Raw genomic sequence first — 25,444 nt, 5'->3', positions numbered from 1 at the left:
GGAATTTATTGTCCAATAAGGTAATGACATGTCCTTTACGATATTCATGATAATATCTGCAATTTACTTCATAAAAAAAGCCGATTTCAATTGAAATCGACTGTTGTTTATGAAAAGTATTTCCCTATGACCTTTAGTGCATGGTCTTTTGCAATCTCTTTACCATATTCTTCGAGGCGGTGGATCGTCACTTTTGACTCTTGTCCATATTCGAGTATGATACTCAAAGTATTCTCGATTTCTTCATCAAGTACTTCATCATCAAACTCAATGTATAAGTAATAATTTTGGTCAAGAGAATATAAATCGTTCGTCATTCCTGCTGATAATGAATATTTAGACAAAGATATAAGATTTTCTAAATCATTAAATTTAAAGACAAATTGCAGCTGGTGCTCGAAATCATCTGACTGGCCATGATCTGAGTTATCAGATTTATTAAAGTGATGTTCCAGTAATGATTCGATATTTTCATCAACAGGCAGCTCTTTTAACTTTTCATCTGAGATAGGAAGTTCAAGCTTTTGCCCGTCCTTTGACACTTGAGCCTTCGTCACAATGACCTCCAAGCCTTTATCAAGCGCCTGTACTTGAATCCACAGAGGTCCTTCAACCATAAAGTCCTCTTCCTCATGAACTTCATCCATCATTTCCCAGAAAAGTTCTTCACTGCGATCGCGATTGTACCAAATCTCATCACGGTCAAAACCACGCTCTTCTATATCTAAATACGAAATATAAAACTTAACGGTATTTTCGTTAATACGTTCTATTTCCATTACTCAACCTTCCCTTCTATTTGAGATGTTGAAGGGACAACCCCCTTCTAGGGCAGTTGTACTTTACTACACTTTACCCAAAATGCGCTTAATTTAATCGCGGATAAAGAGAAAGTATGCCGGCATAACCTTAACAAGTAAGAGTAACACCACACTTTATTCAAAACCTTCAATGGTGTAAGAATCTTGTACTCCTATTTTATGATAAAACACTCTTAAAGGAAATAAAAAAACTCTGAATTTACAAAAACAGTTATTTTACCTATATAGATTTGTACTCATATTTTTTCCGTATGCTCATATACATGTACGAGCAGTCAATAACCTGAAAGAGGGTCTACACATGGAACAGGATTTTCTTTTATCTTTATTAGCGATCATAGGAATTGATCTTGTACTTGGCGCAGATAATGCTGTTGTAATTGCCATGGCATGCCGCAACCTACCCGTTCATCAGCGAAATAAAGCCATCATATTAGGGACAATGTTGGCCATAATCTTCCGAGTCTTTATCACATTAGTTGCTGTTTATTTATTAGGAATCCCTTTCTTACAGCTTATTGGCGGTGTTTTTCTCTTGTACATTGCCTTTCATTTAATTACAGGGAAAGAGGATCAAACGAATAACATTAAAAGTCATCGCTCACTTTGGAAAGCTATTCAAACAATTGTTATTGCTGATTTATTAATGGGATTTGACAATGTGATTGCGGTTGCTGGGGCTGCCCATGGGCATACGATGCTTGTTGCGATTGGCTTATTAATCTCAATACCTATCATTATATGGGGAAGCAAAATGGTGCTTACACTGATGACTAAGTTCCCGATGCTGATTTATGTTGGCGGCGGTTTACTTGCACTTACAGCCGGAAAAATGATGGCACAGGAGAATCAACTTTATTTCCTTTACATATCACATCCCCTGTTAGCACAAAGCTTACCTTATTTAACTACAGCCTTTATCCTTTTAGGAGGTATGCTCTATCAACAATTGATCCGTGATCAAAGAAGCGAATAAATGAAAAAAGAGGCAGATCTTTTGAATACCACGATTAACCTGAATATGCCAATATATCATGTTGAAGGTTAAGTTTACATTCGTTAGATATGCCTCATATTTGGATAATTTAATTAACTAAGCGCTGTGCTTCTCTAAGCTGATAGGTACGAACTCGTCGCGGTAAAAAACGGCGAATTTCATCTTCGTTATATCCCACTTGCAGTCTCTTTTCATCAATAATGATCGGACGGCGCAAAAGACCTGGATTATCTTGAATTAGATTATATAAGTCTTGCAACGGCATTGACTCTAAATTAATGTTTAGCTTTTGGAAAATCTTCGAACGAGTCGAAATAATTTCATCTGTACCGTCCTCTGTCATTCTTAAGATTTCTTTAATTTCTTGAATCGTTAAAGGCTCAGAGAAAATATTTCGTTCAATATATGCTATATCATGTTCTTCTAACCAAGCTTTCGCCTTTCTGCATGAAGTACAACTTGGTGATGTATATAATGTTACCATTCATCCTTCACTCCTCTAATTATAGAATGAGTTACATCAATTATATAGTGAATAGAAATTGAAATTACTTTAAATAAGAAATCATATTTTGATTATACTATAAAAAAGTAAGTATGCATATAGAAATTAAATTAAAAGTGTGACAAAACCATTACATTCATTAATATTCCTTATAGATACCGGGATTATGAAGGAGTGTTTTTTATAAATTAATTTGAATTAAAAGCTGATTTTCACTTTATTTTATTTCAGATCACATTCTCAATTAACTTAACTCATCGAAAATGTTCTTGTTTCTCCCTTCCCCATCTAGGGTCAAAACCTCGCTCACTGGCTGATATGACTCTCCATATAGTTCCTTATCCTTGTATGTATGAATCATCTTGTATGTTTTAATCATGGCGTTATAAATATCTTTTTCTGATTCATGATTAGGAGCCCAATAAAGAATTTCCATTTTATTCACTTCATTTGTCGCTAAAGAACGTCGTTCATAGCCTATTGAATCAGCGTGCTTAAAATCCTCTCTTTGATAAAACCTTAACCTTTTCTCAGTATCCGAGTCTTCATAATTAACAGGCTCTACCTCAAGAATAATCGGCTTCCCTTTATTCTTCAGCTTTTCCAGCAGCTTATGACCAAGTCCTTCTCCACGAGCATCTTTTGAAACAAAGATATAATCAATAAAAATAAAATCATCAAGCTCAGCATACATCATCACATGGTTCTTACCCTCATCCTTATGATAAATGTCAGCTCTCTCTTTAAGCAAAGCCTCCATATGCTCCTTCGATTTCATTTCTTCTATGGGAAAATACTGATTTAACTTCTTATACCAGTTCATACATCTACTCCCTTATCTTTAATAAATTCTCCCATATTTAGATATACCCTTCTTTTTTTGGAATAAACATGGAAATATTTTACCAATATGGTCCATAAGACTTGAATTTCTGAACCATTGATATGAACGACTTACTGTGAATTGAAACATGTGCTCCTGAGAATTGAACCATCTACTTTAGGAATTAAACCACTTCAGCAAGTTTCCATACCACATAAAAAAGGCTGCCTTTTCTGAAAAGGCAACCTTTACCATTCTTATGAATACTGCTTTTTATATTGTTCAAATTCCGCTTGTGAGCACATGACAAAGTGACCTGGTTTGATTTCACGGAATTCTACTTTATCTTCTGGTTTGTAGTTGTGTTGGCTTGGATTATATGACTTTCTTACACGGGTACGCTCATAATCTGGATCCGGCAGCGGAATGGCAGATAATAATGACTGTGTATACGGATGAATTGGATTATTGTAAAGCTCATCCGCATCTGCAAGCTCAACTAATCTTCCGAAATACATAACTCCGATTCGATCGCTTATATATTTAACCATAGAAAGGTCGTGGGCAATAAATAAATAGGTAAGCCCTTTTTCCTTTTGAAGCTTTTTCATCAGGTTAACCACCTGTGCCTGAATGGAAACATCCAGTGCAGAGATCGGCTCATCAGCAATGATAAATTCTGGTTCCACTGCTAGAGCACGGGCAATTCCGATACGTTGACGTTGTCCGCCGCTAAACTCATGCGGATAACGGTTAGCATGCTCTTTATTTAATCCAACCGTTTCAAGTAATTCAATAACACGTTTCATCCGATCTGCCTTCGATTTAGCTAAACCGTGAATATCGATTCCCTCGGCAATAATATCTGAAACCTTCATTCTTGGATTCAGGGAGGCTTGCGGATCTTGGAAAATCATCTGCATTTTGCGATTAAATTCTTTAAGCTGTGCTTTTGATTTTTTTCCGTGAACATTCGTTCCATTATATAATACTTCCCCATCAGTCGCATCATATAAGCGAATGATCGTTCTTCCAGTTGTCGATTTTCCGCAACCGGATTCACCGACCAAGCCTAATGTTTCACCTTTGTAAATTTCAAAGGAAACATTATCAACTGCTTTTACCTCATTAGGCTTGCCCACATTAAAATATTGCTTTAAATTTTTTATTTCAACTAATTTCTCTTGTTTCGCCATTTTACTTTCCCTCCTTTTTCTCAGGGAATTGACGTTGACGCCGCTTTACTGCAGCTGGCGGTTCAACCTTTGGCGCATCCGGGTGAAGCAGCCAAGTGGCAGCATAATGTGTATCAGACACCTTAAACATTGGAGGCTGCTCTTCCAAATCAATTTTCATTGCATATTCATTACGAGGCGCAAACGCATCTCCTTTAGGAGGATCCAATAAATCTGGCGGTGTTCCTGGAATTGCGTATAGCTCATCGTCCTCACTTTCAAGACTTGGCATTGAACTAATTAAGCCCCATGTATATGGATGCTGCGGATTATAGAAAATCTCATCTACCGTTCCAATTTCTATAATTTTTCCACCGTACATAACCGCAACACGGTCTGCTACATTTGCGACAACACCAAGGTCATGCGTAATAAAAATAATCGACGTATCAATCTTCTTCTGTAAATCTTTCATAAGCTCCAAAATTTGCGCTTGGATGGTTACATCTAAGGCTGTTGTTGGCTCATCAGCAATTAACACCTTTGGGTTACATGCAAGAGCAATCGCAATAACAACCCTTTGTCTCATCCCGCCGGAAAATTGGTGCGGATATTGATTAAAGCGCAGCTCTGGCTGAGGAATCCCAACGAGTCGAAGCAAATCGATGGCACGCTCTTTTGCAGCAGCTTTGCTCAATTTTTGATGCTTAACAATTGGTTCGATAATTTGTTTTCCCACTTTCATCGTCGGGTTTAACGAAGTCATTGGGTCCTGAAAAATCATCGATATATCTTTACCGCGGATTTTTTGCATCTCTTTGCCGGATAATTTCGCTAAATCCTTTCCTTCAAAAAGAATTTCACCTTTCTTAATTTCAGAATTGGATTCAGGCAACAAACGCATAACCGCTTTTGTTGTAACAGATTTCCCTGAACCAGATTCCCCAACAATTGCCAGTGTTTCTCCTTTTAGCAAATCAAAATTAACACCGCGTATGGCCTGCACCTCTCCTGAAAACGTATGGAATGAAATGTGCAAGTCTTTCACTTCTAACATTTTTTCCATTTATCCTTCACCTGCCTTTTCTAGTCACGCATTTTTGGATCTAATGCGTCGCGTAGTCCATCTGCAATCATATTAAAACAGATCATAATTAAACTGATAATAATTGCGGGTATGATCATTTGATATGGATAAAGTTGAAGTACTTTAAATCCATCATCAATTAGGGTACCCAATGAAGCTAGTGGCGGCTGTAAACCAAGACCAATAAAGCTTAAAAATGCTTCAAAGAAAATTGCATTCGGTATTGTAAACATTGTATTGATAATAATGACACCTGCTAGGTTTGGAAGCAGATGTTTCCAAATAATTTTACCATTTGAAAGTCCAAGTGTTCTTGCGGCTAGCACATATTCCTGCTGCTTTAATTTCATAACCTGGGCACGAACGACCCTCGCCATCCCAACCCATCCGGTGATCGTCAAGGCAATGGTAATGGATATAATACCCGGATCTAACAAAATAATCATCAAGATGACAACCACCAGATTCGGAATTCCCACAAGAATTTCGATAATACGTTGCATCACATTATCTGTTTTACCGCCGACAAAACCGGAGATTGCACCATACAAAACACCGATAACCATGTCAATAACAGCAGCTAACACAGCAATATATAAAGAAACTTGAGTCCCTTTCCATACACGTGTAAATAAATCGCGTCCTAAGCTGTCAGTACCAAGCCAATAATATTCATCGACTCCCTTTTGCTCATACGCATTATAGACATCCCCATTCTTTTTTTCCAAATTACCATCAAACGGCAGCCAGCTTATATTCTCTAATACTGGAATTCTTGGCGGAAGGTTATTATGCTTTAAATTTTGCTCATCATAACCATGTCCAGTTATATGGGGACCTACAAGAGCCATAATTGTTAAGAGTCCTATTATGACTAAACTAATAATGGCACCTTTGTTTTTTCTAACACGAAGCCAAGCATCCTGCCAGTAGCTTAGACTAGGCTTTGAAATTTTTTCACTTTTAGTTGTATCTAACTGCGCGGGTGAAAACATATCTTTTGAGATTTTTTCTTGTGCCATTATTTTTTCCCTCCCGCTATACGAATCCGCGGATCAATGATTCCATAAAGAAGATCTACAATTAAAATAACGATGACAAACAAGACTGCAAATAAGATCGTTGTTCCCATTATAACTGGGTAATCATTTACAGTAATTGATTTAACAAATTGCTCGCCAAGACCCGGAATTCCAAAGATTTTTTCGATAACTAATGAACCTGTCATTAAACTGACTACTAATGGTCCTAAAACTGTTATGACTGGGATTAATGCATTTCGAAGCGCGTGCTTGAAGGCAATGTCAAACCAGCTTGCCCCTTTAGCCTTTGCAAGTGTGATGTAATCTGATTCTAAGACCTCGATCATTTCAGTTCTCACAAACCTTGCGGCGGTTGCGAGCGGAAACATAGCTAAAGCAATTGTTGGCATAACGGAATATTCCGGACCTCGCCAAAACGCGACTGGGAACCATCCTAATTTAACCCCTATATAATATTGAAGTAATCCTGCAAAAACAAAGGATGGAATGGATTTTCCCAACACAGCAAGAAACGTTGAACTATAATCAACCCACGTATTTTGGCGCAGCGCTGATATTACTCCAAGAATTATGCCAAAAAATGTTCCGAATAAAATAGCTTGAAATCCAAGTACAGCTGATGGTCCAATGCTATTCATTAGAATTTCTGTAACACCAACGTTATCAAATTGAAAGGAAACTCCTAAATCCCCTTTCAGCATATTCACCATATAGTTCATATATTGAACAGGAACTGGTTCATCCAGACCATACTTATCTTTCATGATGGTAAGCTGTGTTTCAGATAATTTACCAGCATTCGTAAAAGGTGTACCAGGGATTATTTTCATGAGGAAAAATGTAAACGTGGCAATTAAAAATAGAGTTATAATCATGTAAATAACACGTTGAGTAATATATTTCGCCATATGAGTGCACCTCCCAAAAGATTTTGAATTTTCAACAATGTTCGACAATTTTCTAACAAGGGAAAAGAGAGTATATTGACAAAAATATACTCTCTTTCTTCCTACATTGTCATAACTTGTTGCTCATTATTTAACTGAAGTCCATTTAAAGCTATATTCAGGCCCTACTAGGTGATAAGTAAAGTTTTCAACTTTCTCATTTACTAATACGTTAGATGAACGTTGATAAAGAGGTGCAATCGCAGCATCTTCTTCAAGCAAGATTTTTTCTGCCTGAGCAAGAGCATCATAGTACTCAACTGGAGTTTGAGCTAAAGTTGTTTGCGCATCTTTTACTAACTTATCATATTGCTCGTTGGAGTAATCCATCTTATTGTTTCCTCCGCCTGTTAACCATAAATCTGAGAACGTCATAGGATCTAGATAGTCAGGTCCCCAACCAGCTAATTGGATATCATAATCTTGAGAATTTTCACGATCTAAACGTACGCTGAATGGCACGCTTTCGACTTTAAGTTTTATACCAGGAAGATTTGTTTCTAATTGGTTTTTAATGTATTCAGCTGTTTTCTTAGCACTTTCAGTGTCATCACCTAAGTATCTTACTTCAACTGTATCAGTACCTAAAGCAGCTAATCCTTTTTCCCAAGAAGCTTTTGCTGCTTCTACATCATAAGGAAGCAATTCATTGCCATTAATCTCACGGAAATCCTTACCTGTTTCAGGATTCTTAGCGAATTCTTGCGGCACTGCATAGTTTGCAACAATTGAACCATTGTTTAAAACGCTATTTACATAATCTTCTTTGTTAATCGCTTGTGCAATTGCTTTACGGATATCAGGATTTTTTAAAGCTTCATTTTCTTTTTGGTTAAATTTCAACCAGAAAATTGTCGGCTCTAACCATGTAACTAAACGTTCGTCACCTTCATATTGAGGTACGATATCAGATGAAAGTTTACCAGTGACGTCAGCTTCGCCAGTTTCAAATGCATTTGCAGATGATTGAGAATCTTTCAATACATTCCATTGTACTTTCTCTAGCTTAACTGTTTCAGCATCCCAGTAATCCTTGTTCTTAGAATATGTCCATTCTGAAGCTGTGCTTCCACCCCAATCAGATAATGTGAAAGGACCGTTAAATACTAAGTTTTCAGCTGTTTTCCCGTAATTTTCACCTTGTTCTTCAACAAATTTTTGGTTTTGCGGATAGAATGTTGGGAAAGCCATTAACGATGTAAAATATGGAATTGGTCTTTCTAGCGTTACTTCAAGCGTTTTCTCATCAATTGCTTTAACGCCTAATGTATTTAGATCGTATTCTTTTTTCGCTGCACCTGCTGCAGAAATTTCAGCAGCCCCTTTAATCTTACCATCCATCATATATGGACCATATGGTGATGCATTCTTAGGATCGATTGCACGCTGCCAAGCAAAAACAAAATCTTGAGCAGTTACAGGGTCTCCATTTGACCATTTTGCATCCCTTAATTTAAATGTATAAACTGTTCCGTCTTCACTTACTTCTGGTTCGCCATCAGCCAAACCTTGAACAACTTCCTGGTTTGGATCAAGACGGTATAAACCTTCCATTACGTTATTTAAAGTAGTGAAACTAACAGTATCCTGAGCCATTACGCTATCCATAGAAGGAATTGCTTGAGATTCTAGAGCTGTTATTTCTTGTACCGCCTCTTTTTTTCCTTCATCTCCGCCAGTATCTGTCTCTTTACCGGCATCTCCTCCGCCATAACATGCTGATAAGAACATGCTAAGAACGAGGGATAAAGCTAAAAGTAGAAAATATTTCGACTTTTTCACTAATAGACCTCCCTTTTATATATACAAGTTGTACTTACAACGATTATTATACAAGTATTCAAACAATTATGCATTTATTTTTTTAATAAAATTTACAAAAATGCAATAATATTAAGAATTCGGGACAAAAAAATAGTCCTAATTACCTATGTTACTTTTGTAACCCTTTTCCAATTTCGCGACCAAACGCTTTAACGCGTTGACTTGCAAAGGGTTACAAAATCTTACGTAATTTTACATTACAAATCAGTAACATTCTTCGTTATTGATAAAGGCTTTTGTGAATATTTACTCAAATAATATTATCAGAATAGCTTTATACCTATTTTTAACCCCTCCTTTCTTTTGATATAATAGTTCTTATTGAATAATTGGAAAAGGATGGTTAAATTTGCTCTTTAAATCGTTTATGCTTTTTATTGTGTCTTTTTGTGCAACAATTTTACTATCATTTCTTATTTACCATAAATTGACATTGTTACACTTCATCAATCTTTCCTTTTTTATTGCAGGTGCTTTTTTATTCCTTGCCCTCTTAACGATAACGGTTAAGGGCGGGTTCTTCGATGGGATTACCTACGGATTTCGCAGAACCTTTATTTCAAAAGGCAAGGTGCTATCAAAAAATGAAGTTAAAGAAATGAAGCCGATTTCTGAAATGATTACTTTTCATTATTCACCATTACTAATAAATGGGCTCCTTATGTTAGCAATCATGCTTATTGCTCTCTTTATTTATTATTATCGTTAGCCCATTTTTCTTGAATTCATTTGCAAAAAATGGCTGTGTTCCTTATAATAAGTAAAAAAATAGTTAGCTATGACAAAGAATAGTACATACAACGATCATTTAAAGAGAGCCTGTGGCTGCTGTGAACAGGTAATGAAGTGTATGGAATGGACTTTTGAGCTTCTGTGCAGAAAGATAGTACGTACAGACGTAATCTTGCGTTAAAGATGTAAGTGATTTCTACTAAAGAAATAAGTAGGGTGGCACCGCGGTCCATCGTCCCTATCATATGGGTACGAGTGGGCTTTTTTTATTTTTAAAATGTGTAAGCGCCTTGCTCAGCGACGTGTGAACAGGAGCACTCCAATCTAGATGCGTGCTCCCAGCTCCGCAAGTATAGCCATTCAGAAATTGAAAATTAAAAACACTGTCTATACCTGATCGTCTTTTGCTTGTCGGAGCTGTACAGTCACCTAAAGCGAGACTTACCGGAACTTTAAGGGCAGTTAATGTAATCAATTTTACTAAAACACTAACTTTTTTACCCGTTAAGGTGCGGAAAAGAAATCACGAAGAGCGTAAGCGATTCGATGTTGACTAATCTAAGGCGGAGTATGAAGTTCATTAGTCGTTAGACGCTGAAGCTGGACACCATAACTAATTTCTAAAATAACTCATAACAAGGAGGAAAAAAGATGAAAACCATTTTCTCAGGTATTCAACCAAGCGGTTCTGTAACACTAGGTAATTATATTGGCGCATTAAAGCAGTTTGTTGACTTACAAGATGAATACAATTGTTACTTCTGTATTGTTGACCAGCATGCCATCACTGTTGCACAAGATCCTGCAGCATTAAGAAAAAACATAAGAAGTCTGGCATCACTTTATCTAGCTGTTGGAATTGATCCAGAAAAAGCTACGCTTTTTATTCAATCAGAGGTACCGGCACATGCCCAGGCAGGATGGATGCTGCAATGCGTCTCCTATATCGGCGAACTTGAGCGTATGACACAATTTAAAGATAAATCTCATGGAAAAGAAGCTGTTTCAGCAGGGCTGCTCACCTATCCGCCTCTAATGGCTGCTGACATTCTTCTTTATAATACTGATATGGTGCCAGTTGGAGAGGATCAAAAGCAGCATTTAGAATTAACACGTGATTTGGCTGAACGTTTTAACAAGAAGTATAACGACATCCTTACTATCCCTGAAGTACGTATTCCTAAGGTTGGAGCCCGCATCATGTCACTTGCAGATCCAACTAAGAAAATGAGCAAATCAGATCCTAACCAAAAAGCATTTATTACCTTATTAGATGAACCAAAGCAAATTGAGAAAAAGATCAAAAGTGCTGTAACTGACTCTGATGGGATTGTAAAGTATGACAAAGAAAACAAACCAGGCGTATCAAATCTTTTATCCATTTACTCGATATTAAATAATGAGCAGATTGATCAAATTGAAGCAAGATATGAAGGAAAAGGTTACGGAGATTTTAAACGTGATGTTGCAGAGGTTGTCATCAATACATTGGCACCTATCCAGGAGAAATATAAGTACCTGATGGAATCTAAAGAATTAGATGAAATTTTAGACAAAGGTGCAGAAAAAGCCAACTTTGTTGCAAACAAAACACTTAAAAAGATGGAGAAAGCAATGGGACTTGGCCGGAAAAGGTAAAAGCGGAAGTTTCCGGCTGGGTGTATTGACTGAAGAGCATTGTGTTAGACAACAAAGCTAGGTGCAAAAAAGAAATAGCTTCGCAAAATTTCATTTTTTCGCAAAAGTATATTTCCTTTTGCTCCTATTCACAGCTTAGTCCGGGTTATAAAATGAAAACGATGTGAACTAAATGCTTATCAAACGTTTAGTTCACATCGTTTTTTGATTTTTTCCTAAGCTTGTCCAAGCTAGTTTACCTTTGATTCTTGCTCCATATCCCAGAGCTTTTCAAAGAATGGTTGTCCTTTAATTAAGTTCTCACATAATTGAGCATGTTTTGGTGTCCATCCATGCAACGTTTCCTCGTAAAGCCTCTGCCACACTTCATGAAATTCTCTTTGTTGAATGTCGTGATACATGGTTGGATTCCATTCTGTGTACCAGTACTTAACCTCAGCAGCATTTTTTGTTGCTTGTAATTGGTCAAGTGCCATAAACAATAGTTGTTTTAATTGGCGTTCTTTTCTTGTTAAACCACGTACATGCTCTGGCGATAATGATAAAATATGATATTCTTTTTCCTCTGATCCATTTTGAATGAATTCAGTCGAATACTCTTCTGACTCAATATCCTTAACCATTTCAAAGACAAGCTGCTCTTGTCGCGGGATGATCCGGCTTTTACGAATTGGTATGGTGTAGCCGATCGTATCAACAGCTAAAATTCCAATACCATCTGTAATAACAAAGCAGTAGTCTAGTTGAATTCTCTCATGGTTTTTGCGAATATAAGCCTTTTGGAAAATATCTTTTAGTAGACCAGGCGGTAACTCCGATAAGTTATTTTCTATGTAGTCAAAAAGTAAGGAATTAACCTTTAAAAGGGGGACCTGATCAAGGAGTTCAACACTATCATCCTTTCTCCATTCATGAAAATGACAGACATTGTACCCGTTCTCTTCACCTTCAAACCAATTAACCCAAACATCATGAAGAAATAACATTTAAATCCCTCACTTCAGTACCATTTGTCAAACAGTATTGGCAATTAATAGAGAATTTATTCCAATCTATACAGAATATACATAGATTTATTTCCCAAAAACTTGTCTTTAGTCATCCCTATGTCTGAAGGTAGAAGGATATGAATAAAAATGGCTATTTTTTTCTATTTATTATTTCTTCAGCTGGTTTGCTTAGCAGATTAATTGTTTTTTCTCCGGTTTGGTTCATATAGTTTTTAACAATGTAATAACCAACTGCATACCCTAACATGTTCGGATAGAGTCCTGTGCCATACATTAATTGAGGATAGTTGCGGCTATCTACCGATAATTCCTTTTGCGGATAAATGATTCTTTCAAAAAAACGTTCGCATTGAGCATCTGTATATAATGTTGTCCACGCAGCAACATGACAATCCCCCAGCTTCTCACGTACTGCATTTTCCGCCAAGCCTTCTAAAATGATAGTATCAATGATTGTAAAATCCTGTTCCTTCTTACTTACTGAATTTATTCGGCAAACATGATGGTATTCATGGATCAAAACGGACTTAATATCACTTTTTATGATATTTAACGAGAGAAACAGAAATAATTTATTGTGAAAGGCCAAACCACTTCTTCCTTTATAATCTGATTCGATTTTTCGATTATGAATATCACTTGGGAATATAAAAATCGGTATATTTGGGCCATTCCATTCTTTTCTTAGCTTTTCTTCCTCTTCTTTCACAAATTCATAAATGTTTTCCTTTTCCATTTTTTCAAGCCAATCATCTAATATGCCAGTTCTTTTATACATGCCAAACGAACTCAAATATTTAGCAATCTCACCTTCCTTTAATTGTGGAAAATAAGATGTTAATTTTTTGCAAATGTCGCGCTGATCATATGTTTCCTTTAACCATTTCTTTGTGTCGATAATACTCATTAATAACACCCCTTCTTTTGCTAGCTTATGAAAAGCTTTGAAGGGGTGTTCTTTTAAAAAGGGTTCTTTTAAAATTCCATGTTGTTTTTTCGCACCTATTGCTAACCGGTGGTTCGCTTTCGAAGGAGTCTCGCTTATTTGTTCAAACCATCATAATGGAAACTCTGCTATGCGCTCAAGCACGAAAAACAGACTAAAAAAAGGGCTGCCTCCATTCAAAGGGTCATTCCCTTATTGAGACAGCCGCCATCATACTTTATTTAGTTTTCAAATTTCTTAAAGATAATTGTTGCGTTATGTCCGCCAAAGCCTAAAGAGTTACTCAATGCAGCCTTGACCTCCTGCTTTCTTGCCTCGTTTGGAACATAGTCAAGGTCACAATCTGGATCAGGTGTACGATAATTAATCGTTGGAGGAATAATGCCTTCCTTAATAGCTAATATACTTAGGATAGCCTCTACTCCACCTGCAGCACCTAATAAATGACCTGTCATCGATTTTGTTGAGCTTATCGCAAGGTTATAAGCATGCTCTCCGAAAACCTCTTTAATAGCCAATGTTTCGAATTTATCATTGTAAGGGGTACTTGTCCCATGAGCATTGATATAATCGATATCAGAAATAGCAAGTCCGCTGCCTTCTACTGCTTGCCTCATTGCTCTTGCACCGCCCTCTCCGTTAGGAGCCGGAGCAGTAATATGATAAGCATCACCTGTTGCGCCATATCCAACGATTTCAGCATAAATTTTTGCACCGCGAGCTAGTGCATGCTCTAATTCCTCAAGAACGATTATACCTGCTCCTTCACCCATGACAAAACCATCTCGATCCTTATCAAATGGTCTGCTTGCTGTATTTGGATCAGGATTTGTTGATAAAGCTTTATTTGCTGTAAAACCTGCAAAAGACATCTCTGTAAGAGGAGCCTCTGCACCGCCTGTTACCATGACATCAGCTTCTCCTCGTTCAATAACGCGAAATGCATCACCGATTGAGTTTGTCCCTGTTGCACAAGCTGTCACTGTACATGAGTTAAACCCTCTTGCCCCTAAAGCAATTGAAACTTGACCGGTAGCCATGTCAGGGATAAGCATTGGAACGAAAAACGGACTAACCCGACGAGGGCCTTTTTCAAGTAGAGTTCTGTATTGCTGTTCAAATGTTTCCATTCCGCCGATTCCTGAACCAATCCATACTCCAACACGCGGAGCATTTTCATCCGTAATTTCTAAGTCGGCATCCTTAACAGCCATTAATGAAGCAGCCACAGCATATTGTGTAAAACGGTCCATTTTTCTTGCATCTTTTTTATCCATAAACTGTTCTACATCAAAATCTTTTAATTCTGCAGCCACTTTTGCTGGATAATCATCTGGGTTTACACGAGTAATTGGCCCTATTCCTGAAACACCCTTTATCGCATTTTCCCAAGTTGTTTGTACATCATTTCCAATTGGAGTAACCGCTCCTAAACCTGTTACGACAACTCGTTTCTTTTCCATGATGATTGCACCTCACCTTTTTTGATCGTTTAAGACTTTATTACATAAGCCTTTTCGTAATCATTTATTGTGTTTTTATTCTGACGTATTGTAATTGCTCATTAGTATGAACATAAAAGAATTTTCTTAAAAAGATATTTCTTAACGACCCCAACGCAGTGCGATGGCTCCCCAAGTTAAGCCGCCGCCGAAACCAACCATGACAATGACATCGCCATCCTTGATTTTCCCTGCTTCTACTTCCTCTACTAATGAAATAGGGATCGAAGCTGCAGATGTATTTCCATACTTATGAACCGTTTTTGACATTTTTTCAACTGGGAGCTCAAGACGTTCTCTTGCCGCTTCCATAATGCGAATATTAGCTTGATGTGGAATAAGAAAATCAACATCTTCTTTACTTAGACCGGCTTTTTCAAGAACATTTACACTTGATTCACCCATTTGTCTAACTGCAAATTTAAATACTTCTCTGCCATTCATAATAATGTATTCATCCTGGTATAGATGCTTAGCTCCCGTTCCATCTGCGCCAAGCTCAAAGGATAATATTCCCTTGCCCTCACTAACCGGTCCAATAACGGCAGCACCAGCTCCATCACCAAATAACACAGCCGTATTTCGGTCATCCCAATCAGTGATTTTTGACAGCTTTTCAACACCTACTACTAATACATGCTTATATGCACCAGTTTCAATAAATTGCTTGGCTGTAATAACACCATACATAAAACCAGCGCAGGCAGCACTAATATCCATTGCTGCAGCTTTTTTAGCCCCTAATCTTTCCTGAAGCATACATGCAACAGATGGGAATGGTTGATCAGGGGTCACTGTTGCAACTAGGATTAAATCTAAATCTTCAGCTGCAATCCCTGCATTTTTGAGAGCCTCTTCTGCTGCAAAAAAACCCATATCCGAAGTATCCATTGAATCATCAGCAATTCTGCGTTCTTCAATTCCTGTTCTTGTTCGAATCCATTCATCAGAAGTATCCATTACTTTTTCTAAATCGGCATTTGTAAGGACCTTTTCTGGTGTGTAACGTCCGATGCCTATAAATCCAGCGTTCATATGTGCATCCCCTTTTAATCAAGTTAGGTAGAGTTCCTTCATTATCAAAATCTTTTCGCAATCTTAACAAAGCTGTATCATCCCAGCCTTTAGATTTAGAAACTCTGAAGATAAGGATAGAATAACAGCCCTTAAAGATCCGAAAAAGTTTAACTAACCAACAGCGGGAAAAAATGCCTCACTGATGTTTATAATCAAATATTATGACTTGGTACTAATTTTATCTTATTGGCCTTTCTTTTTCAATCATAATGTTTTTAAGGACAACCGACCAGAACAAGTATAGCTCTTAGTCATAATTTAATAGTAAATGATAGATATTTCATCTTAATGGAGGCGATATCAGTGGATCAAGATGATCAATTTGAGGAAAAAGAAACTCTTGAACCAGAAATAGAGTTTGAACAAGCAGAAAAGACTGAAGAAATATCAAAGGCCGACCGTTTTAATGCATTCATGTTTGGCTCAAAAGCATTAAATGGAAGACATAGACAAAGCTCTTCTCAACAACCTTCTCACAAAAATATGAGTCAAAAGGATGAGGTAAATTACTTTACCATATTTGAGCAATTGGATGATATTATGACATCAATAGAAAATTTAAAGCCAGTGCTGGAAGAGATATCTCCAGTTATTACTTTTATAAAAAAAAAGATAAAAAAGTAAAATAAAAAAAATGTCAACGAATAAAACATTCCAGAAGTAAAGGTGTCTGCCCTCAATTCTGGAAAGTCAGACTTTTTACAGGATGGTCCGTCTCAGAACGTATTGAGACGGACCCAATGTTTTATTGTGCGTCTTTCTTTCCTAATTCGTATGCTTCGCCCATAACTTTCGTAAATAGTTCCATCATTGGTTGGATGGTTTCTAATGATAATTCAACGCCTGATCCTTCAAGCTTTTGCTTTGCCTCAGGCAAGTATTTCATTGCGATTTGCATAAATTCCATCGCTTTAGGATGTTGTTCCATTTATTCTCACTCCAGCTATTTTTTTGTCATTTCTATCTTATAATGACTGAATCAAATTGTATAGGGTGATTACAATTGATTTGGAAGGTGTCCCGTTTCAGTTTGTATTTATTAAAAGGACTTTATACCCCTTTACTTAAGCAAACTTGATCATCAATGGTTTTAGGAACAAGCATATCTGCTTGAACGGAATTCACGACACTGTGGGTTGTCCACAACAAAAAGCAAAAAAAAGAAAATCAGGCTTATTGTACAAAGGCAGCCCCTTTTCTTAATGACTAATATTTTCACTCTATCCTCTTTAAATAAAAAAGTACTATGACTATGGGCTAAGAATTTCACGGTATTTTTTAATAAATTCAAGTTGTGCTTTTAGACCTTTTTCAACGCTAATTGGATTCTTAATCAAATAGATGTCATCCCCTTCATTCCAGGAGTTGCCGGGATTTAGTTGAATTTCCATTGAAGCTAACGATACCCTCTCTTGCTTCATTTCGCCTTGTAAAGCATAAATTTTTCTTTGTTCACTTAAACCTAATAACTCCCATATTGTATCAACGGCATCTTCAATGAAAAGAATCGGTTCATTAATATTCAAAACAACTTCCCGTTGATCCTTCATTAAAAATTGATGGATTTCTTCAGTAATTGGTTGAAATGGACCGAATAAAACAGGAAGGTGAAATATCGTATAATGATCTAAATGACTGGAAAGATATTGTTCACAAAACTCTATATGCTCTTTTCGCAATCTATCATGACTTTTATTTTTATAGGTAATAAAAACAAAAGGTTTCTTTAATTTCTTTGCGAGATCGACCGAAATAACCAACTGTTTACGATCTTTCTCGACCGAAGAGGCTTCTCCCACGTCATCACAGCAATGGATGATCATGTCTGCTGATTTTTCTGCTTCCGTTCCTTCATATCCTTCGATTTTATTAAATAAAGCATTTCTTCCAACCATCATAAACCGCTCATGTAAAAGGTTCTTACTAATAGGATTAGTAGGAGTTGAATAAATTCCAACCACCTCAATTCCTTCATTAATGAACCGTTCGCAAAGGGCAAATCCAACATAGGAGTGAATTCCATAAACAATAACGTGGTTTAACATTCCTTTCCTCCTCATAATCAGATATTGTATCGTATGCGTGGTAGTATAAAATTAGTCCGTAACGATTAATACGCTTATACACAAAAAACACGCCAAATTTAAAACCATTTGACGTGTTTTTATACGAGCAGTAAAACTGTAAGTCTCACTTTATTACAAAACCTTCTCATTCTCTTTATAAAATTTAATAATGGATTGGTTGATTCGGTAAGGATTATCTCCTAAATGATAAATAAGTCGAATTGGACTGCCGCTTTTTTTTCGTAGTTCTTCATATTTTTTGCTATGTTCTTTCGGTGAATATGTGGCGAGGTTCATTCTTTGCCAAATCCGAACTGGCTGATTTGACGTAATATCATACATAGATGGTAACTTTGCTGTTTTAATCTTTTTTTCCTCTATTTCATAAGCGATAGAAATTTCCCTCATTAAACGCTTATAAAAAAACTTATGCTCTTTTTCCTTTTCGAGATGGGCTTGGAGGTCAAGGCAAGGATTCATCATAGCGACAGAGCGGATCTTATCAGGCATAGCTTCCATTAATTGTAACGCTGTTAATCCACCCATACCTTCTGTTAATACATGAATACGCTGATTTAATATTTCCTTTTTCATGATCATATGATAAAGCTGCTTTGCCATTGTCACAGCACGAGGACTGCCCCAATTATTTCCATATAAATTTGAATGAAATAATGTGTACCCTTCGTTCATCAGCTCTTTAATCAGTTGGTGTCTTCCATAATGTTGATGCCAAAAGCTTGATTTTTCATCTACAAAATCTGAACGATCACCAATTATTAAAATTCCAAACCCATTCGGTCTTGTTGGTAAATGAACAACATTCCATTCTGTTTCAATTTGAAAAAAACGCTCCGTAATTGTCATCACTTGCCCACCACCTTTCTCATATGCAAATTTTGAATGCGGAAAAGAGGTTGTGAAAACATCATATTCCTTTCCATTCTATATAATGTATGTATACCGATTTAAAAAGAATGGGACACTGTCACTATAATCCGAAATATAGACAATTATCATATTGAATAGTTTATGAACGTTTTTAAAAGGTGCTTTTACTATTAAGTAAAACTGTGATAAGATAAAATAAGAATTCGTCTGGAAATAGAGGTGAATACAGTGCGTTTCTTTTGGACATTTTTCTGGGGGTTTTTATTAATACATATGGCGTCGTATGTTATTAATGCAATGACAGGCGGTCATTATGACTTTATGACTTCAACTATTCTTTCAGTTATTGCAATCGTTCTCATCTTGATTATTGCACAATTGATCCCTAACGAGCCTGTTGCGAACGATCATCATTAATATGTGAAGTTCGACTTACATTAAAAAAACCCTACTTTTATGTAGGGTTTTTTTATTATTGAAAAATAAAGTAAGGAAAAGGAGTCTAAATCCGTAGCACAGGACGTGCAAGTGCAGTCAAGAGATAACGACGCCGCATTTTGACTGCCAGAGCTAGCGACTAATGAACTTCCCCCTCCTTTAAGTCAACATCGATTCACTTACGCTCATCGTGTTTCCTTCTTAAATGGAGTGCTTCAGTTCATATGTCGCTGAGCAAGGCGATTCCCTTTTCTTATTAAGGTTTTCTTTTGTATGTCCATTGGCGATTATGATTTGCCGTTTCAGGGAAACGGTCTCCCGCTTTTAATCTGATTTGGGCAGGATTTTTCACATTGTCCCCTGTTTCACCTATTTCTACATAAAACCCATTATTCGGTGCCTTCTGACCTGAGCGAAAACGATGCTGTTGGCCCATTGTATCCCCCTCCTCTCTTGTTTGTGTATAGTATCTCCTGACTGTGATTTTTCATGAGTGTGTTCATAGTCGCTTTATTATTCCTGTTTTGTTATATGGTTCCTAAATAAATATTAAAAACTTTGTCCTTCAGAACTGCTATCATGGACTTTTCCTTTCTCATACTACGTTGTTCTTTAGACCTTTATTAATGACTGCTATTTCCGATTAAAATCGGACGTTGCTTCAATAAAAAAGACGTGAATTCTTTTGAATTCACGTCTATAATTTCAATTAAACTATATATGATCTTTATTAAGCAAGCAATTCCTTCAACAACGCCTTTTGAACATGCAGCCGATTTTCTGCTTGTTCAAATACTGCTGAATGCTCACCATCAATGATGGATGCTGTAACTTCCTCTTCGCGATGTGCTGGCAGGCAATGGAGAAAATGGTAATCTTCTTTTGCATGCTTCACGAGTTCATCATTTACCTGGAAGTCTTTAAATGCGATGATCCGCTCTTGTTGTTCACTTTCCTGTCCCATGCTTGCCCATACATCTGTGTAGACGATATCGGCATCTTGCACCGCTTCAACTGGATCATTGGTAATCACGATTTTTGCCCCAGTTTCTTCAGCAAGTTTTTGTGCTTTTTCAACAATTTCTTGATTTGGTTCATAACCTTTAGGACATCCTAATGAAAAGTCCATTCCAACCTTTGCTGAAGCGATCATTAATGAGTGAGCCACATTGTTCCCGTCACCTAAATACGCTGTTTTCACCCCAGCAAACTGACCTTTTAAGCGATAAATTGTTTTTAAATCAGCAAGCGCTTGGCATGGGTGGAATAAATCCGTTAAACCATTAATAACCGGAATGCTTGCATGCTTAGCAAGTTCTTCAATTTTATCATGGCCAAAAGTACGAATCATGATCGCATCAACATAACCTGATAAAACCTTCGCTGTATCAGATACAGGCTCCCCTCTGCCTAATTGAAGGTCCTGGCTGCTTAAAAATAGTGCATGACCTCCTAATTGGAGCATACCTGTTTCAAACGATACGCGCGTCCGAGTTGAGGATTTTTCAAAAATCATCGCAAGCGTTTTGCCCTTTAAAACCGGCTGCAGCGGGTTTTCTTCTAGTTTAAATGCCTCATCAATAAGATGAAGGATTTCTTCTTTGCTATAATCAAGCAGTGTCAAAAAGTCTCTTTTGCCTACTGCTGTTTTTTCCTTTAGATTTACATTGCTCATTGTTTGACCACTTCCTTTTTGGTTAGCTCCTGAATCGATAATACATGATCATCGTCTGCCGTAAGTGCTTGAATACTAGCATAATACGTTGCAAGGTTTGTAAATAAGATCATTCCTTTTTCTAATGCAATTTGTCGGTCTAATTTTGCCGCTTCACTATCGACTAATGAAACAAAAATTCCCTTCTCACCTTCAACCCATGCTGCATAATCACTTGTAATGGCTTGAAGACCAGCTTTCTTAGTTAATTCAATCGCTTCCTCATTAACTGTATCAAAATATACACTTGTTATATGCTGTAAATCTTTATTAAAAATCTTTCGATATACTTTTTCTACATTTTGGCCGACACACATGCCCTCTCCCGTTGCCTTCATTTCCGGTCCAAGTGTCAGGTCAACATCATGGAGAGCATGGCTTGAGAATACCGGATATTTTACAGCAACCCAATCGTTTATTTCTGAAGGCTTAATTGCAAGCTCACTTAATGTTTTTCCACATAATAAATAAGTAGCATGCTTAATAATCGGGATACTTGTCACCTTGCTGATAATAGGTGCTGTTCGGCTTGCACGCGGGTTAACCTCAAGCACATAAATTTGCTCATCCTTAACTAAAAATTGAATATTCATGATTCCGCGGTAATTCAATTTTTTTACAAGTGCATTGGCATAATCTGCAATGACCTGCTTATGTTGTTCCGTGAAGCTCTGCGATGGAAGGATTGCTAAGCTATCACCAGAGTGAACACCAGCCGGCTCGACATGTTCAATATAAGTTGGGATAAATGCTTCTTTCCCATCTGAAATAAGATCAATCTCACCTTCAACACCTTGAACAAATTGATCGATTAATACAGGATAGATCATTGTTGTATTTTCAGCAAGCAACGCTTTTAAGGTTTCTTCATTATGAACAACTACCATTCCCTTACCACCAATGACATAAGATGGCCTTAACAGAATCGGATAGCTGATTTCACCCGCACCTTTAATGGCTTCCTCGGCATTGTTTGCCGTTAAGCCTGCAGCATGTGGAATAGATAACTCATCTAATAATTGATAGAACTTATCACGATCCTCAAGCCAATCAAGTGTTTCAGTATCAGTTCCGAGCAATTTAACACCCGCCGCTTCCAATTGCCCAGCAAGATTAATCGCTGTTTGGCCGCCGTATTGAACAATGACTGAATCGATTTGTTCAGATTCAACAATATTTAAAACATGCTCAAGCGTAATTGGTTCAAAATACAGACGGTCTGCCGTTTCAAAATCGGTACTAACTGTTTCCGGGTTATTGTTGATCATAATGGCTTCATAGCCCAACTTCCTTAATGCTTTGATCCCATGAACCGCACTATAATCGAATTCGATTCCTTGACCAATTCGAATTGGGCCAGAACCGATAATTAAAATCCGTTTCTTATCAGATAGAACAGGCTGTTCATTTTCCCCAAAGTAAGTTGAATAAAAATAATTTGTACGTGCTTCAAATTCAGCAGCACATGTATCTACATATTTATAAGCAGCCGTTACTCCGTTTTCTAGTCGAAGCTTTCTTACCTCTGCTTCAGGTGCTTGAATAAGAGTTGAGATTGTTCGATCAGAAAAGCCTTTCTCTTTTACCCTAGTCAATAAATCAGCATCTAAAGTAGCAATCGTTTGCTGTTTCAATTGCTGCTCAAGGTCGACTATCTTTTTAAAGCAAGACAAGAAATATAAATCCATTTCTGTCATAGCATGTATTTCCTCAATCGCCATTCCTTTTCTAATCAATTCCATCACAGCAAAGAATCTGCGGTCATCTGTTTTATTCATTACCGCTACAAGTTCATCAATTGATAATTCCTTGAACTCTGGTAAATGTGTGCCGATATTATCTAACTCAAGTGAATCACATGCTTTTTGCAGAGCAGCCTCTAAATTGCGTTCAATCGCCATCACTTCACCGGTTGCTTTCATTTTCGTACCAAGCTTGCGATCGGCTTTATTGAATTTATCAAACGGCCATCTTGGGAATTTTACTACAACATAGTCAAGTGCCGGCTCAAAGCTCGCATAGGTACTCATTGTTAATGGATTTTTTAATTCATCCAATGTATAGCCAACTGCCAGCTTTGCAGCAATTTTTGCAATTGGATAGCCTGTAGCTTTTGATGCTAGAGCAGAAGATCTGCTGACCCGTGGATTAACTTCAATGACATAGTATTGCTTGCTTGTTGGATCCAAAGCTAATTGAATGTTACATCCACCGACCACACCAAGAGCTGAAACGATTTTTACTGCTGCTGTTCTAAGCATATGATAATCTTGATCAGTCAAAGTTTGAGATGGAGCAACAACAATGGAATCCCCTGTATGAACACCAACTGGATCAATATTCTCCATGTTACATACTGAAATACATGTACCCTTATGATCACGGATCATCTCATACTCGACTTCTTTAAAGCCTGCTATACTTTTCTCAATTAAACATTGAGTAATCGGACTTGCCTGTAAGCCGCTTTTTACTAATTTTTTGAATTCCTCTGCATTATTAGCGATTCCGCCGCCTTTACCACCTAATGTGTAGGCTGGGCGAATGATGATAGGAAATCCAATTTTATCGGAAAATTCCAGTGCTTCTTCTAATGTTGTGACAATTGAGCTTTCTGGAATTGGTTCATTTAAATCATACATTAATTGACGGAACTCGTTTCGGTCTTCCCCTTTACGAATCGATTCAATTGATGTACCGAGCAGTTTAACTCCGTATTTTTCCAATACTCCTGCCTCATGAAGCTCCATTGCTAGGTTAAGCCCTGTTTGGCCGCCTAAAGATGCCAGTAAGCCATCAGGTCTTTCTTTGTCAATAATCTTTGTAACACTTTCAACTGTTAAAGGTTCAAAGTAAAGGACATCCGAAAATTCTTCATCTGTCATAATGGTTGCTGGATTGTTGTTAACTAAAACAACTGTATAGCCTTCTTCTTTTAAGGCTAAGCAGCCCTGTGTTCCTGCGTAATCAAATTCTGCTGCCTGACCAATGACTATTGGCCCAGAACCGATTACAACAATTTTTTTTATTGATTGGTTTTTAGACATAAAGCATATCTCCTTTTGCAGCAGCGACTAAATCTAAAAATTCATCAAAAATCCATTCACTATCAGAAGGTCCTGGATGCGCTTCTGGATGAAATTGTGCTGTTAAAATTGGTAATGTAGAATGGGATAACCCTTCAATTGAATCGTCATTAATATGATAAAAACGCATCGTTAAATCCGTATCTTTTAAACTCTCACCGACCACAACATAGCTATGATTTTGTGATGTGATAAATACTTTTTTTGTTTTCATATCATAAACCGGCTGGTTTGCCCCTCTATGACCGAACAATAGTTTTTTTGTTTTTGCCCCAAAAGAAAGAGCGATTAATTGATGGCCTAAACAGATTCCGAGAGTTGGGAAAGCAGAAACAATTTCTTTAATTTTTGAAAAATAGTTTGAAAGCTGCTCAGGGTCTCCTGGTCCATTTGATAAAAGGACACCATCTGGCTTTATTTTTGCGACTTGATCCATCATATTAAATGGAACGGTTGTTACCTTACAGCCTCTTTTAAGCAATGAAGTAAGGATCGATTTTTTATAGCCAAAATCAATTAAGGCAATATGCTTTTCACCATTTCCATAGGTTTGCACCTGTGTTGACGCTACTTCAAACACACCATCTTCATAGATTTCACAAGGCTTGCTTTCTATGTTTTGAACCTGAGAAATGGCAGCAGCCATTGAACCATGGTTGCGGATCTTTTTCACGATCGCCCGTGTATCAATGTGATGAATGATTGGGATATTCCACTTTTGCAAATATTCCTTGAAGCTATACTTTGCTTCAAAATGAGAATAATTGTCTGTGCATTCATACATGACCACTGCTTTTACCTGCGGTTGTTTACTTTCATCATCACTTATATTGATCCCGTAGTTTCCAATGAGCGGATACGTAAAGACCACAATTTGATTTTTATATGAAGGGTCTGTTAACACTTCCTGGTACCCTGTCATCCCTGTAAAAAATACAATTTCTCCTTTTATATCCTGTGAAGATCCATGTTCCAGCTCACCGGTATATACTGAACCATCCTCTAAATGGAGATATCCTTTCATCTGTTTGCACCTCTCGTTTGTCTTAATGATCCTTCTAACATTCATTTGGATAATTATTAAATACTAAGTATTTTTATTCAATCACCTGTAAAAAAAAT

General features: G+C 37.1%; 24 protein-coding genes and 1 other annotated feature. Of the genes, 5 read left to right on the top strand and 19 right to left on the bottom strand.

From position 1 onward, the window contains the following. Window positions 1-107 precede the first annotated feature (107 nt). Window positions 108-779: an adaptor protein MecA gene (gene mecA, locus WQ54_RS03160; protein WP_046512009.1), complete on the bottom strand. Its 672-nt coding sequence runs from the start codon at window positions 777-779 to the stop codon at window positions 108-110. A gap of 343 nt (window positions 780-1,122) precedes the next feature. Here mecA and WQ54_RS03155 point away from each other — a divergent pair, with 343 nt between their 5' ends. Next, window positions 1,123-1,797: a TerC family protein gene (locus WQ54_RS03155; RefSeq protein ID WP_046512006.1), complete on the top strand. Its 675-nt coding sequence runs from the start codon at window positions 1,123-1,125 to the stop codon at window positions 1,795-1,797. A gap of 109 nt (window positions 1,798-1,906) precedes the next feature. Here the strand turns inward: WQ54_RS03155 and spxA are convergent, their stop codons facing one another. From spxA to WQ54_RS03120, 7 genes are all read right to left on the bottom strand, one after another. Beyond that, on the bottom strand, window positions 1,907-2,302 hold the full coding sequence (gene spxA / locus WQ54_RS03150; RefSeq protein ID WP_046512003.1) for a transcriptional regulator SpxA: 396 nt from the start codon (window positions 2,300-2,302) through the stop codon (window positions 1,907-1,909). Between the two features lie 265 nt (window positions 2,303-2,567). Next, entirely contained in the window at window positions 2,568-3,146 is a 579-nt protein-coding gene (locus WQ54_RS03145) for an N-acetyltransferase (RefSeq protein WP_046512000.1), read from the bottom strand. A gap of 257 nt (window positions 3,147-3,403) precedes the next feature. Next, the gene (locus tag WQ54_RS03140; protein ID WP_046511997.1) at window positions 3,404-4,342 is read right to left on the bottom strand and encodes an ABC transporter ATP-binding protein; all 939 of its coding nucleotides are present in this window, start codon (window positions 4,340-4,342) and stop codon (window positions 3,404-3,406) included. 1 nt (window position 4,343) lies between these two features. Then, complete coding sequence (locus tag WQ54_RS03135) at window positions 4,344-5,387, bottom strand: ABC transporter ATP-binding protein (protein WP_046511994.1); 1,044 nt, start codon at window positions 5,385-5,387, stop codon at window positions 4,344-4,346. A 20-nt stretch (window positions 5,388-5,407) separates the two neighbouring features. Next, window positions 5,408-6,430, bottom strand: coding sequence for an oligopeptide ABC transporter permease (gene opp3C, locus WQ54_RS03130; protein WP_197089525.1), 1,023 nt, complete (start codon window positions 6,428-6,430; stop codon window positions 5,408-5,410). Then, window positions 6,430-7,359 carry an oligopeptide ABC transporter permease gene (gene opp3b, locus WQ54_RS03125; RefSeq protein WP_046511988.1) on the bottom strand — a complete coding sequence of 310 codons (930 nt, stop codon included), beginning with the start codon at window positions 7,357-7,359 and terminating at the stop codon, window positions 6,430-6,432. The genes opp3C and opp3b overlap by 1 nt, the downstream gene beginning before the upstream one ends. Window positions 7,360-7,485: 126 nt before the next feature. Next, window positions 7,486-9,180, bottom strand: coding sequence for a peptide ABC transporter substrate-binding protein (locus WQ54_RS03120; protein WP_046511985.1), 1,695 nt, complete (start codon window positions 9,178-9,180; stop codon window positions 7,486-7,488). A 391-nt stretch (window positions 9,181-9,571) separates the two neighbouring features. Here WQ54_RS03120 and WQ54_RS03115 point away from each other — a divergent pair, with 391 nt between their 5' ends. Continuing rightward, a complete protein-coding gene (locus WQ54_RS03115; RefSeq protein ID WP_052737635.1) occupies window positions 9,572-9,931 on the top strand; it encodes a DUF3899 domain-containing protein in 360 nt (119 codons plus the stop codon). A 60-nt stretch (window positions 9,932-9,991) separates the two neighbouring features. Beyond that, window positions 9,992-10,197: a binding site (T-box leader), on the top strand. 408 nt (window positions 10,198-10,605) lie between these two features. Then, window positions 10,606-11,592 (top strand): tryptophan--tRNA ligase, encoded by a 987-nt coding sequence (gene trpS, locus WQ54_RS03110; RefSeq protein WP_046511982.1) that lies wholly within the window; start codon window positions 10,606-10,608, stop codon window positions 11,590-11,592. Window positions 11,593-11,822: 230 nt separating this feature from the next. Here trpS and WQ54_RS03105 read toward each other — a convergent pair whose 3' ends face one another. The 4 genes from WQ54_RS03105 to WQ54_RS03090 form a co-directional block, all read right to left on the bottom strand. Beyond that, the gene (locus WQ54_RS03105) at window positions 11,823-12,578 is read right to left on the bottom strand and encodes a YjbA family protein (RefSeq protein WP_046511979.1); all 756 of its coding nucleotides are present in this window, start codon (window positions 12,576-12,578) and stop codon (window positions 11,823-11,825) included. A gap of 154 nt (window positions 12,579-12,732) precedes the next feature. Then, window positions 12,733-13,509 (bottom strand): DUF2268 domain-containing protein, encoded by a 777-nt coding sequence (locus WQ54_RS03100; protein ID WP_046511977.1) that lies wholly within the window; start codon window positions 13,507-13,509, stop codon window positions 12,733-12,735. A gap of 260 nt (window positions 13,510-13,769) precedes the next feature. Beyond that, entirely contained in the window at window positions 13,770-15,011 is a 1,242-nt protein-coding gene (gene fabF, locus WQ54_RS03095) for a beta-ketoacyl-ACP synthase II (protein ID WP_046511974.1), read from the bottom strand. A 141-nt stretch (window positions 15,012-15,152) separates the two neighbouring features. Continuing rightward, window positions 15,153-16,085 carry a beta-ketoacyl-ACP synthase III gene (locus WQ54_RS03090; protein ID WP_046511972.1) on the bottom strand — a complete coding sequence of 311 codons (933 nt, stop codon included), beginning with the start codon at window positions 16,083-16,085 and terminating at the stop codon, window positions 15,153-15,155. Between the two features lie 345 nt (window positions 16,086-16,430). Here WQ54_RS03090 and WQ54_RS03085 point away from each other — a divergent pair, with 345 nt between their 5' ends. After that, window positions 16,431-16,751: a hypothetical protein gene (locus WQ54_RS03085; RefSeq protein ID WP_046511970.1), complete on the top strand. Its 321-nt coding sequence runs from the start codon at window positions 16,431-16,433 to the stop codon at window positions 16,749-16,751. Between the two features lie 121 nt (window positions 16,752-16,872). Here WQ54_RS03085 and WQ54_RS03080 read toward each other — a convergent pair whose 3' ends face one another. From WQ54_RS03080 to WQ54_RS03070, 3 genes are all read right to left on the bottom strand, one after another. Further along, the gene (locus WQ54_RS03080) at window positions 16,873-17,055 is read right to left on the bottom strand and encodes a ComZ family protein (RefSeq protein ID WP_046511966.1); all 183 of its coding nucleotides are present in this window, start codon (window positions 17,053-17,055) and stop codon (window positions 16,873-16,875) included. Window positions 17,056-17,377: 322 nt separating this feature from the next. Beyond that, complete coding sequence (locus WQ54_RS03075) at window positions 17,378-18,172, bottom strand: NAD(P)-dependent oxidoreductase (RefSeq protein ID WP_046511963.1); 795 nt, start codon at window positions 18,170-18,172, stop codon at window positions 17,378-17,380. A gap of 153 nt (window positions 18,173-18,325) precedes the next feature. Continuing rightward, complete coding sequence (locus WQ54_RS03070; RefSeq protein ID WP_046511962.1) at window positions 18,326-19,060, bottom strand: hypothetical protein; 735 nt, start codon at window positions 19,058-19,060, stop codon at window positions 18,326-18,328. Window positions 19,061-19,312: 252 nt separating this feature from the next. Here WQ54_RS03070 and WQ54_RS03065 point away from each other — a divergent pair, with 252 nt between their 5' ends. Continuing rightward, on the top strand, window positions 19,313-19,501 hold the full coding sequence (locus WQ54_RS03065; RefSeq protein ID WP_046511958.1) for a YjzD family protein: 189 nt from the start codon (window positions 19,313-19,315) through the stop codon (window positions 19,499-19,501). Between the two features lie 277 nt (window positions 19,502-19,778). Here the strand turns inward: WQ54_RS03065 and WQ54_RS03060 are convergent, their stop codons facing one another. From WQ54_RS03060 to WQ54_RS03045, 4 genes are all read right to left on the bottom strand, one after another. Next, the gene (locus WQ54_RS03060) at window positions 19,779-19,958 is read right to left on the bottom strand and encodes a YjzC family protein (protein ID WP_046511954.1); all 180 of its coding nucleotides are present in this window, start codon (window positions 19,956-19,958) and stop codon (window positions 19,779-19,781) included. 294 nt (window positions 19,959-20,252) lie between these two features. Continuing rightward, window positions 20,253-21,197: an ornithine carbamoyltransferase gene (gene argF, locus WQ54_RS03055; protein WP_046511951.1), complete on the bottom strand. Its 945-nt coding sequence runs from the start codon at window positions 21,195-21,197 to the stop codon at window positions 20,253-20,255. Beyond that, window positions 21,194-24,283 (bottom strand): carbamoyl phosphate synthase large subunit, encoded by a 3,090-nt coding sequence (locus WQ54_RS03050; RefSeq protein WP_046511949.1) that lies wholly within the window; start codon window positions 24,281-24,283, stop codon window positions 21,194-21,196. Before WQ54_RS03050 ends, argF begins: the two co-directional genes overlap by 4 nt. Then, window positions 24,276-25,346: a carbamoyl phosphate synthase small subunit gene (locus tag WQ54_RS03045; protein WP_046511946.1), complete on the bottom strand. Its 1,071-nt coding sequence runs from the start codon at window positions 25,344-25,346 to the stop codon at window positions 24,276-24,278. Before WQ54_RS03045 ends, WQ54_RS03050 begins: the two co-directional genes overlap by 8 nt. Window positions 25,347-25,444 lie beyond the last annotated feature (98 nt).

The organism is Bacillus sp. SA1-12, from assembly GCF_000981385.1.
Classification (GTDB): Bacteria; Bacillota; Bacilli; order Bacillales; family Bacillaceae; genus Metabacillus.
The sequence above is the reverse complement of the archived record's forward strand: the minus strand, read 5'-3'. Positions and strand labels throughout refer to the sequence as shown.